Genomic DNA, 12297 nt, shown 5'->3' on the forward strand with positions numbered 1-12297 from the left:
CAAAGGTTTATTGTAAAGTTTTCAATAGAGAAGTGATGCTTACTCTGTCTGCGATGATATTATTCAGTTCAGAGATAGCGACACGCTCTTGTTGCATGGTATCGCGGTTACGCAATGTCACACAATTATCTTCTAATGTCTGATGGTCGACTGTCACACAGTACGGAGTACCAATAGCATCCTGGCGGCGATAGCGCTTACCGATACTATCTTTTTCATCATATTGGCAATGGAAGTGGAACTTCAAGTTGTCGATGATTTCACGAGCTTTTTCAGGCAGACCATCTTTCTTTATCAACGGCATAACAGCCAGTTTCACCGGTGCCAAAGCAGCAGGTAATTTCAAAACAACACGACTTTCACCATTTTCCAGTTGCTCTTCGCAATAAGATGCGCTCATGATGCTAAGGAACATACGGTCAACACCGATAGAAGTTTCAATTACATACGGAGTATATGATTCATTCAGTTCTGGATCGAAGTATTTAATACTCTTTCCGGAGAATTTCTCATGTTGAGACAAGTCGAAGTTAGTACGGGAGTGGATACCTTCCACTTCCTTAAATCCGAACGGCATCAAGAATTCAATATCAGTAGCCGCATTTGCGTAGTGAGCCAATTTATCATGGTCATGATAACGATAGCTGCCATCACCAAAGCCCAGTGCCTTATGCCATTTCAGACGGATTTCTTTCCATTTTTTGAACCAGTCGAGTTCAGTTCCCGGCTTTACAAAGAACTGCATTTCCATCTGTTCAAACTCACGCATACGGAAGATGAACTGACGGGCAACAATCTCGTTACGGAAAGCCTTACCAATCTGTGCAATACCGAAAGGAACTTTCATACGACCTGTTTTCTGTACATTCAGGTAGTTTACAAAAATACCCTGAGCTGTTTCCGGACGGAGATAAATCTTCATTGCACCGTCTGAAGTAGAACCCATTTCAGTAGAGAACATCAGGTTAAACTGACGAACTTCCGTCCAGTTCTTCGTACCGGAAATCGGACATACGATTTCTTCATCAATGATAATCTGACGCAATTCTTCCAAATTATTGTCGTTCAGAGCTTGCGCAAAACGTGTATGAAGTGCATCACGCTTTGCCTGATGTTCCAATACACGGCCGTTAGTAGAACGGAATTGAGCCTCATCAAACGTTTCACCGAATCTCTTGGCAGCTTTTGCTACTTCCTTATTGATTTTATCGTCATACTTAGCCAACTGGTCTTCAATCAGCACATCAGCACGATAACGTTTTTTAGAATCCTTATTGTCAATCAAAGGGTCATTGAATGCGTCTACGTGTCCGGAAGCCTTCCAAATAGTAGGGTGCATAAAGATGGCAGAGTCGATACCGACAATGTTTTCGTGCAACAGCACCATGCTGTCCCACCAATATTTCTTAATGTTGTTTTTCAATTCAACGCCCATCTGACCGTAGTCATATACAGCGCCCAGTCCGTCGTAGATATCGCTTGAAGGAAATACGAAACCATACTCTTTGCAGTGCGATACAAGTTTCTTAAAAACGTCTTCTTGTGCCATTTTCTTTTCTATATCTATTAATTTGATTTTCCTTTTTTCGTAAAAAGTGCCACAAAGATAGGGATTTATCTCATAAATAAGACAGCGAGGGTATTAATTTATCTTATTCCTGAACTTCTTCATCGATTTTCGGTGCCACCATACGGTCATATTCTTCACGCTCCTGCTCCCTGTCCGCCTTCTTCATTTCTTTGGTCAGCATACTTTCCGGCATATACAGATTAAAAGGAATACGTGTGCATTTCATCTTTTTCACTTGCCGGCTGAATTCAGGACAAGCTACGAAGTAGACACGTGAAACGGATACCTTACCCGGAGTTACCTGTTCGGGGCGTTCAAATCCCGGACTGGTCAATGCCGTATGAAACGTTCCGAGCCCTTCGATAGTAACCGGTTGTCCGATAGCCAACAGGCTACGGATAGCATCGACCATTTCCGTCAAGATGCCGTCAATCTGTCCCCGATGGAATCCGCTTCTTTTTTCCATATACTCGGCAAATTCCCTATTCCGAATCGGTTCAATCACTCTTTTAGGTACACCATACCATAACTCTTTTCTTTCTCCCGATGTTAAATCGGCTTTTTTTCTCACTACATAAGGCACTGCCATCGTCTATACTCCTTCTTTTTTTTGTTTATACTTTCGTTCTACCTGACACCCGGGTGTCAACACCATTGAGACCCGGGTCTCAGACATACCAACACCCGGGTGTCAGTGCTCATGAGACCCGGGTGTCATACAAATGCTGGCTGCAACAAAATTAATTCTTTATTGTAGGAAAACAAAGGAATTCTTCTATATTTGTGCATCCTTTCATGATACTAAAGAAAAACATTAGACTATGATTAAGATTCTTCTACTGATAGACTATTCCAGCGAGTTCGACAGGAAGCTGCTACGGGGACTTGTCCAATACTCGAAAGAAAACGGCCCCTGGCTTTTCTACCGGCTTCCTTCCTATTATAGTGCCATGTACGGGGAACAAGGAATTTTGAAATGGGCGAAAGAATGGCAAGCCGATGCCATCATCGGGCAATGGAATAACGATACCATTGACTTACAGAAAGAACTGAATATACCGGTCGTACTACAAAACTATCATCACCGGAGCGTCACTTACTCTAACTTGACAGGCGATTATAAAGGAACGGGAAGGATGGCAGCGCAATTCTTTGCCAAAAGAATGTTTCGCAACTTCGCCTATTTCGGTGTAAAAGGAGTAGTCTGGTCAGATGAACGCTGCCAAGGCTATCGCCAGGAAGTAAAACGCATTGGCGGTGAGTTTTTCAGTTTCGAATCTGATAAACAGGAAGACGAAATAAGAATGGAAGTGAGCCAATGGTTACAGCAACTCCCCAAGCCTGCCGCCCTATTCTGCTGCGACGACGCACATGCCCTGTTCATTTCAGAAACTTGCAAAATGGCCAATATCCGTATTCCCGAAGAAGTCGCTTTACTGGGTGTGGACAATGATGAACTGATGTGTAATATCTCCGACCCTCCTATTTCGTCCATAGAACTCGAAGTAGAAAGAGGCGGATATTCTATCGGCAGACTTATTCATCAACAAATAAAAAAGGAACACGAAGGCACTTTCAATATTGTCATCAACCCTATCCGCATCGAATTGCGGCAATCTACGGAGAAACACAATATCAAAGATCCTTATATCCTGGCAGCCGTGAAATACATCGACACCCATTATAATTCCGACCTGACAATAGAATCTTTGCTTGCAAACATTCCGTTGTCCCGCAGGAACTTCGAAATGAAATTCAAGAATGCGCTGAATACTTCTATCTATCAGTACATCCTGACTTGCCGGTGCAACCATCTTGCCGACTTGCTGCTCACGACAGATCGCCCGCTGAGCGATTTAGCCATAGAAGCAGGTTTCAAAGATTATAATAACACCTCGCGTATATTCAAGAAATACAAAGGTTGTTCGCCTATCGAATATCGCCAAAAACGAAATTTGATAATACACAATGTGGGAAGTTCAGCGACAGAATAGAAAAGAATAAGAAGCGAACTCCCGCTTTCATTAGATTGCACCTTCCGAAGAAGCCGTTACACTGTTTCTTGAGATTCACCTGAACCGTCATCCCGTACTTTATTTATTGTTTTAACACTATCAACTCATAATCTTGCGCAAAATGAAGATTCAATTGCGCAAATTGTGCGTAAATAGATTAAAAATACCCATACTTTTGCAGATATAGAAGACGTCTGAAAAACTATATTTTCATTTTCACCAATTAAAATAATATTATGAATCACTAAATTAAATGTGCAGATTATGAATAAAGGTATAATTTATGTATGCATGCTGTTTCTATGCCTTGCGTGCAATGACTCTGACGCGGGAAATACGCTACCTCTATCTTTCCAGACCATACAGATGGAAAACAATTCCAACTTTGTCACCCTGACAGCCATCACGGACGGGGACGCAAAAGACGCCTCATTCGAATGGTCTATTCCCAGCAAGAACTTACGATTGACAGGTCGAAGCGTGGTATGCTATTTCGAACAGAAAGGAACATATGAAGTCACCCTGACAAGTGAATGGAACTCACAGAAAGGTTCGATTACCAAAAGTATTACGGTAGAGAACGATTCTTACTACTATCAGCAAGGCGAACATCTCTGGTGGAATGACGAGTTCACATCCCACACTCTCGACAAAATGGCCTGGAACTATGATATAGGTACTGAAGGATGGGGTAACAGCGAAAAGCAGAACTATACAAGCAGTTCGGAAAACTCCTTTATCAGAGACGGGAAATTAGTGATAAGAGCCTTGAAGTTGGACGGGAAAACCGGAGAGGAGAAAGGCGATTTCACCTCTGCACGTATCATTACGAAAGGAAAGATAGAAATCAACCGGGGACGTGTGGAAGTACGCGCCAAAGTGCCCGGAGTGAAAGGGACTGTTCCCGCTATCTGGTTCTATGGCAAAAACGCATATCCCTACTATTCCGAACTAGATATGATGGAATATGTAGCCTATGAAAAGAACAAGATTCACGGCACTGCCCACACTACTGCCACACTTGCCGACCCGAAAGAAGAAACAAACGTTTCGTCCGGCACTATCATGGTGAACGATGTGGAAACCAGTTTCCATATCTATGGCATGAACTGGACAGACGAGAAAGTGGAATTTTATGTAGACGACCCGTCAAATGTGTACCTGAGTTTCACTCCGTCGCAAAAAGACAATCCCCGCTTCTGGCCTTTCAACAGTGAGTTGTATCTGATTATGAATGTCTCCGTCGGCGGAACCTGGGGAAGCCGGTATGGCATAGACCTGGATAAATTTCCTCTGGAAATGGAAATCGACTATGTACGTATTTTCAAAAAGAACTAATTACTAACCCTAAAAGATACAAAAGTGAAAAACTCGATTCATTCATTCCATTCGTCCGAAAGAAGAATTTTCCTAAGGAGTTTTTTTCTAATGGTATATATATGCTGCTTCAGCCTGACCATATTTGCCCAAAGCCATTTCGTGGTGTCCGGCAAAGTGATCGGAGCAGACAAAGAACCCATTATCGGCGCCACCATTCAGGACAAGACCAACAATATCGGAGTTATCTCGGATATAAACGGTAATTTCAGCATTAAGGCTTCCTCACGCAACGCCACGCTCCACGTCAGCTATATAGGTATGAAATCCGCGGAAATCAAAGTAGAGGGAAAGTCCACACTGACGATAGTATTGGAAGAGAATACCGTAAAAATAGACGAAGTGGTGGTGACGGCACTCGGCATCAAACGGGAAGCGAAAGCTTTGGGATATGCCGTATCTTCGGTTAACAACGAAACGCTGACTGCCGGTAACGAACAGAATGTAATGTCCGCCATCTCCGGAAAAGTGGCAGGTGTTGATATTTCTTCCACCACGGCAGGCCCTTCGGGTTCCACACGCGTCATCATACGCGGTAATTCCCAATTGAGCGGATCCAACCAACCGTTGTATGTCATCGACGGCATGCCGGTAGACAACACCGAACTGGAAGGAGCCGGAAAATGGGGCGGATACGACTATGGCGACGTGCTTTCCTCGCTCAACCCGGATGACATTGAGAACATCTCTATCCTGAAAGGCCCTTCGGCATCCGCACTCTATGGCTCAAGAGCTTCCAATGGTGTCGTGCTCATCACGACCAAGTCCGCCGGCAAGAAGAAAGGAATCGGAGTGGAATTTTCATCCAATCTCAGTATCGTAAAACTGTTAAGCAACTTCGACGATTACCAGCGTGTCTACGGACAAGGACGCGACGGCCGCCCGCCGATGTCCACAGAGACAGCCTCGAACACGTCGCAAGTATCCTGGGGTGGCAAACTGGATCCGAGTCTGGAAGCCAACATCTACAACGGGGAACTGCGCAACTACGGGAATGTGAACAATAACATATTGAGTTTTTTCCGTACCGGCATCACGACGACCAATGCCGTAGCTTTCAACAAGACCAACGACAATACTTCTTTCCGTGTCTCCATATCGGATATGCGCAACTGGGACATCGTTCCCGAATCGGACTTGAACCGTACAAGCATTTCTTTCAAAGGAAGTGCCAAGATGACGAAACGCCTGACCGTAGAGGCACAGGGTACTTACAGTTACGAAACAGTAAAGAACCGTCCGGCACTGTCCGACAGTCCGAGCAATATAGGTAACGCCCTGATCGGTATCGCCCCGAACTTCGACCAGAAATGGCTGGCAGCCAACTACAAGGACGAAGCCGGACGCTATAACGACTGGAACGGGGACAAATACCGCATCAACCCTTACTGGGTTATCAATGAAATGAGCAACAAGTCGAAGCGCGACCGCCTGATGGGACAAGGACGTGTCTATTATTCCTTTATGGACTGTCTGCAAGCCAGTTTCAAGGCAGGACTGGATTCTTATACATTCCGGTTTACGGACTTCACCCCCATGTACACTCCCGGTTTCGTGGACGGTTTGATGAAAGAGATGACCAACAACGTGATGCAGTACAACTTTGAGATGATGCTTCGTTTCCAGAAACGTTTCAATGATTTTGACGTTTCAGCTTTTGCCGGTGGCAACGTGATGCGTTACGAATATGAGTCGATGATACAGACGGGGCAGTCGCAAGTGATACCCGACCTGCAGGATATTACGAACTATGGCAGCATAGAGACGGAACACGCATTGGTACGCAAGGCAGTACGTTCTTTATTCGGGCAGGTCAGTCTGGGATACAAGGAACTGATCTATATAGACGCTACCTTCCGCAATGACGTGTCTTCCACGCTAAGTGCCAGCAATCGTTCTTATTTCTATCCTTCCGTATCAGGAAGCTTGATATTCTCCAACCTCTTCGAGCACAAGGACTGGCTGACATTCGGAAAGCTGCGCGGCTCATGGGCGAAAGTAGGTGGTGATACCAGTCCCTATCAGTTGCAATTGGAATATGGCCTGAAAGCATATACCAACAAAGGTACTTCTTTGGGCTATATCGCATCCGGTTCCGTACCCAATGCCAACCTGAAGCCGACCTCCACCTATTCATTCGAAGTCGGACTGGACGTGCGTTTCTTTGACAGCCGCCTGGGACTGGACTTGACTTACTATCAACAGACAACCAAAGACCAGATTCTGTCTCTTCCGCTGTCACAAGCCACCGGATACAAACGTGCCGTCATCAATGCCGGTGAGATAGCGAACAAAGGTATCGAAGCTTCCCTCTCGTTCGTCCCCGTAAGAACCAAGAATTTCACATGGGACGCCAGCGTCAACTTCGCGAAAAACTATAATGAAGTGGTAAAACTGCATGATGAGGTAAAAGACTTCGAACTGGCTTCCGCCCGTTGGGCAAATGCTTCCATCTATGCCAGCGAAGGGCAGCCTTATGGTGTCATAGTAGGTAAAAAGCTGAAACGTACGGAGAAAGGAGACGTTATCTTTGAAAACGGCCTGCCCACTTTCGACGACAAGGTTTCTGTCTTGGGAAACGGCAACTATGACTTCACGCTGGGTTTCCGCAATGCATTCACTTACAAGAATCTCTCGATGAGCGTATTGTTCGATATGAAATTCGGTGCGGATATCTATTCGATGAGTGCCATGCAGTCTCACATCAATGGTACGTCGAAAGAGACATTGGAAGGGCGTCAGGAATGGTATCGTTCCGAGCAGCAACGGCAATCGGCAGGTGTTCCGGCAGGAAACTGGATAGCTACCGGCGGTTATGTAGGCAAAGGAGTGATGGCTGTGAAGAATGACGACGGCGAGATGGTCTATGTGCCCAATAATGTATGTGTAGATCCCGCGAAATACTGGCAGGCACTGCAAACGACTTCGCCCGAACCGTTCATCTACGATAATTCATTCGTCAAACTGCGCGAAATATCGCTTTCTTACACCTGTCCCAAGAAATGGTTCGTACACACTCCTATCGAGTCAATAACCCTCTCCGCTTACGGGCGTAACCTGTTGTTAATCTATTCCAATGTCGACAATATAGATCCGGAATCTTCCTATAACAATGGTAATGGTCAGGGATTCGAGTATGGTTCGTTACCGTCACGCCGCACCTTCGGATTCGGCATTAATGTTAAATTCTAATATAACGCACACCGATATGAAAAGAATAAAATGGAATTTCCTACTTGTCAGCTTCTTCTGCCTGTGCAGTTGTGCCGACCTCACAGAGTTGAATGAAAATCCGACCAAGGCAACCAGCATCTCCCCCCATTTGCTGATACCTACCATACAATTGACCCATTCACAATATCTGCAGAGCACCCTTCGCTATATGATTTTTCCGGGAGCGTTTGTCAACCACTGGATTGGCGGTTGGAGTATGCAGGAATATGGTGGCAAGTGCAAGAAACGTGTCGACTATATGGAACGTCTTTGGACAATCTACTATCCGGAAATTATCAAAACTGCTGTCGCCCTGATAGACCAGACCGCCGACAACCCGGAAGAAGCAAACCTGAATGCTATCGGCCGTATCCTGAAAGTGGAAGCTTTCCTGAAGTTGACCGATTATTACGGTGATATCCCTTACTTTGAAGCAGGCAAAGTTTATCAGGAAAATATCGTTAAACCGAAGTATGACAAACAGGAAGATATTTATATGGATTTCCTGAAAGAACTGCGCGAAGCTTCCGCAGAACTGAACGCTGCGGCCATGGCACCTCAAAATGACCTTTATTTCAATGGTGACATAGAGAAGTGGAGACGTTTTGCCAATTCCCTGTGGTTGCGTATCTCCATGCGGCTTCTGAAAGTAAACCCGACGCTTGCACAACAGGAAGCCAGAGCTGCCTACGAAGCAGGAGTAATGAATTCCAGTCAGGATATCTGCTATGTAGAACATGAAGCCAGCAGACTGGAAGAAGGGCCCGGCAACGGATTTGCCAACCAATTGCTGGAAGACCCGCAACACAGCAACTACCGCATGACTACCGAACTTCTGGATGCCCTGACTTCCGTCAACGACCCGCGCACTACATATATCGGTGGTGCATATACTGACGGCGACCGCGTAGACATTACCTCGCAGGTATATGAAAAATTAGGGGCTTACCAGGGAGTTCCCGCACAGGACTTCATTTACAATGCATGGTCGGCGGCATTAACCCTCACTGTTGATGGAAAAGAAGTAAGCGTCACTCATAATTATCAGAAGATGCAGCCTTCCAAGCTGCTGACTAATCCGGGTTCTCCATACATTCACCTGAGCTATGCGGAAACTGAGTTTTATCTTGCCGAAGCGGCTGTCCGCCAATGGAATGTATCTTCAGAAAGTGCCAAGGAGCATTATAAAAAGGGATTGAAAGCAGCCATCAAACAATGGGAACTGTTCGGAGCCACCCTGCCAACAGACGCGCAAATCAATACTTTTGTGGAGAAACAGTCTGCATTGCTCGACGCCGGCACTACCGCAGCGTTAGAGGAAATAAACAAGCAGTTATGGATACTCTACATCCTCGACCCGATTGAGGCATGGTCGAACATCCGCCGTACAGAAATGCCAAGCAAATATGTCATGTTCAAAAACCTCGCTCCCACAGAGAACGAGTCTAACGGAAAACGTCCTGCCCGCATGATGTATCCGATAGAAGAACAGACCAAGAACAAGGCTAATCTGGAAGCAGCCCTCGAACGCATGGGCGGTACGGACGACTGGACAAAACGTATGTGGTGGGACAAATAATAAAAAAATGAGACTGAAGACTTACAAGAATATCAAACCAGGAATAAATAAAATAAGATACTATATGAAAACAAATTACCTTTTTTTACTATTATGCCTCATCGGTATAATGTTGGGAAGTTGCAAGGATGATTCTGCCAACAATCCGGTATTCGGTGACGACGAAATACCTTATATCTATACGGATATGCTGGAAACAACATCCGCCATAGCAGGCGAAGTGACGGAATTCAAAGTACTGGTATCTCCGGCAGATGACAAGACCACCGTAAAGTGGTTTCTGGACGGTGAAGAGATAGGGACAAGCGCCTCACTGGTTTATACTTTCCCCGAAGCAGGTTCTTTCAGGCTGCGTATCGAAGTCAGACGAAACGGATTATTAAATTACAGGAACTTCGCCCTGACGGTAAAAGAACCGGTGACACCACCCGAAGAACCCGAACCATCCGAATTAAAGAAGAAGATATTCTGCTATTTGTCGAACGGCGCTATCGCCAGCCGCGAAATCGCATGGGAACAGATGTCTCATTTGTGTGTTGTAGGTGGTGTTACGACTGACGGAACTATCCAGGCGGCAACTACCCTTCAGGCAAATCCCGATTTCATCAGTCAAGGACAAGCTAAAGGAGTGAAAATCTTACTATCCATGGATCTCGCCAGCGTAATGAAAACCATGACGGATGAGTTCCGCCAGTCACTCGGTGAAAGAGCTTTGCAAGTAGTGGAAGATTGTGGCCTGGACGGAATCAATGTTTTCTTTGAAGGATGGACAGGCAGCGGTGCAGGCGGTTCAGACAAGGCAGAGAATGCGACCTACGCAAGCCACCTCAAAGCACTTTACCAACAACTGAAAGCCGGCCTGGGCGACAAGTTATTAACAGCCGGTGTAAAAGGGGACAGTGAAGGCATGTGGGGAAGCCAAAATGCCTACAATGGTGATTTCTCAATGTTCGAGTATGTGGATTATATCAATGTGGCGATATATAACTTTACCGGAGCCTGGGCTTCATCCGCAGTGGCACAGCACGCAAGCTTCGAGCATTTCACAGCTGCAGCAACTCAATGGAGTACCATCAACGGAATTGACAAGGGTAAGATTATTTTAGGCTTACCGGCCTATGGAATCCAGTTCCAGAGTACTACCGTCCCGACCGGTGCCGTACGCAAAACATACAAGGTTATTTTAACGGAATATGCTGCGGACAGTCCTACCGAAAAAGATGAAATCGAAAAAGACGGCAAAATTGTCTTCTACAACGGTCACCCGCTCGTGCAACAGAAATCCGACTATGTGGTGGACAACGGCTTCGGCGGAATTCTGCTGAATGACCTTTCGGACGATTCGGAAGACGATGCGACAAGTTTGCTGAATGTCATTTATAAGACCTTTATAAAATAACCATCCAAATATTCAGGATATATGTCGACTCAATCAAATAGATTACTTGCACTTGACGTAATCAGAGGAATTACCATTGCCGGAATGATTTTGGTTAACAATCCCGGTTCCTGGCAGTCTGTTTATGCCCCGCTAAAGCACGCACAGTGGAACGGGCTAACCCCCACAGACTTGGTTTTCCCTTTCTTTATGTTCATCATGGGCGTAGCTATCCACTTCTCATTACGTAAGTTTGAGAAGTTGGACGCTGCCGTCAGCATGAAAATCATCCGTCGCACCGTGGCACTCTTTGTCGTGGGAATCGCTTTGGACTGTTTTTCCAAACTCTGCTACGGAACGTTTTCACTGGAAACCCTGCGTATTCTCGGAGTGATGCAACGGCTTGCCCTTGCCTATGCGGGAGGTGCGTTTCTTGCCATCATCGTTCCGAAAAAATACTATCTGGGTGTGGCTGGCGGTATCTTGCTGATATATGTCGGCTTATTACAAGGTTTCAATGGGTATATACATTCTGCCGACAACTTGATTGCCATGATTGACGTCAAGTTATTAGGAGCCGGTCACTTGATTAAGGAAGCTGCCGATGGCGGCAGCTTCGCTTTCGAACCGGAAGGATTGCTTAGTACCATACCTTGTTGGGCACATGTACTGTTGGGCGCGTATGTCGGCAGTCTGATTACCAATACAGGTGAAAACAGGGAACGTGTCCGCAAGATTGCGTTGTTCGGCACAATTCTGCTCTTTGCGGGTTTCCTGTTGCAATACCTCGACCCTATCAACAAAAAGTTGTGGACAAGTTCTTATACACTGGTGACTTGCGGAGCGGCCTCTCTACTTCTCGCCCTGCTGATAGATGTCATAGATGTCCGCCAACGAAAAGGATGGAGCCGTTTCTTCGAAGCCTTCGGCGTGAATCCCCTGTTCATGTACTGTGTCGGCTGGATTGCCAGTGTACTGTTCAGCCTGTCGTTCATACCTTGGGACGACCGGGTTATCAGCATACGTGGTTTGCTCTATAATCAGGCACTGCAACCTTTACTGGGCGATTATCTGGGTTCATTCATTTACGCCTTGATTTTCATCATTATCATTTGGGGATGCGGATATGTCCTCTATCGTAAACGCATTTATATAAAACTGTAAA

Annotated in this window: 8 protein-coding genes; 6 read left to right on the forward strand and 2 right to left on the reverse strand. The window is 45.7% G+C overall.

What is annotated here, in order from left to right:
- Positions 1-7 precede the first annotated feature (7 nt).
- Entirely contained in the window at positions 8-1549 is a 1542-nt protein-coding gene (locus BQ7997_RS12570) for a glycine--tRNA ligase (protein ID WP_073346765.1), read from the reverse strand.
- Positions 1550-1652: 103 nt separating this feature from the next.
- Positions 1653-2159 (reverse strand): HU family DNA-binding protein, encoded by a 507-nt coding sequence (locus tag BQ7997_RS12575; RefSeq protein WP_073346766.1) that lies wholly within the window; start codon positions 2157-2159, stop codon positions 1653-1655.
- A 232-nt stretch (positions 2160-2391) separates the two neighbouring features.
- On the opposite strand from BQ7997_RS12575, the gene BQ7997_RS12580 reads away from it, so the two are divergent.
- The 6 genes from BQ7997_RS12580 (at position 2392) to BQ7997_RS12605 (ending at position 12296) form a co-directional block, all read left to right on the forward strand.
- Positions 2392-3564, forward strand: a complete 1173-nt coding sequence (locus BQ7997_RS12580) for an AraC family transcriptional regulator (protein ID WP_073346767.1) — start codon at positions 2392-2394, stop codon at positions 3562-3564.
- A gap of 285 nt (positions 3565-3849) precedes the next feature.
- Positions 3850-4923: a family 16 glycosylhydrolase gene (locus BQ7997_RS12585; RefSeq protein WP_083589226.1), complete on the forward strand. Its 1074-nt coding sequence runs from the start codon at positions 3850-3852 to the stop codon at positions 4921-4923.
- Between the two features lie 90 nt (positions 4924-5013).
- On the forward strand, positions 5014-8154 hold the full coding sequence (locus BQ7997_RS12590) for a SusC/RagA family TonB-linked outer membrane protein (protein WP_083589227.1): 3141 nt from the start codon (positions 5014-5016) through the stop codon (positions 8152-8154).
- 16 nt (positions 8155-8170) lie between these two features.
- Complete coding sequence (locus BQ7997_RS12595; RefSeq protein ID WP_073347397.1) at positions 8171-9754, forward strand: SusD/RagB family nutrient-binding outer membrane lipoprotein; 1584 nt, start codon at positions 8171-8173, stop codon at positions 9752-9754.
- 64 nt (positions 9755-9818) lie between these two features.
- Positions 9819-11153 carry a glycoside hydrolase family 18 protein gene (locus tag BQ7997_RS25505; protein ID WP_159436761.1) on the forward strand — a complete coding sequence of 445 codons (1335 nt, stop codon included), beginning with the start codon at positions 9819-9821 and terminating at the stop codon, positions 11151-11153.
- 21 nt (positions 11154-11174) lie between these two features.
- Complete coding sequence (locus tag BQ7997_RS12605; RefSeq protein WP_073346769.1) at positions 11175-12296, forward strand: acyltransferase family protein; 1122 nt, start codon at positions 11175-11177, stop codon at positions 12294-12296.
- Position 12297: the final 1 nt, after the last annotated feature.

Source organism: Bacteroides congonensis (genome assembly GCF_900130125.1).
Lineage (GTDB): Bacteria > Bacteroidota > Bacteroidia > Bacteroidales > Bacteroidaceae > Bacteroides > Bacteroides congonensis.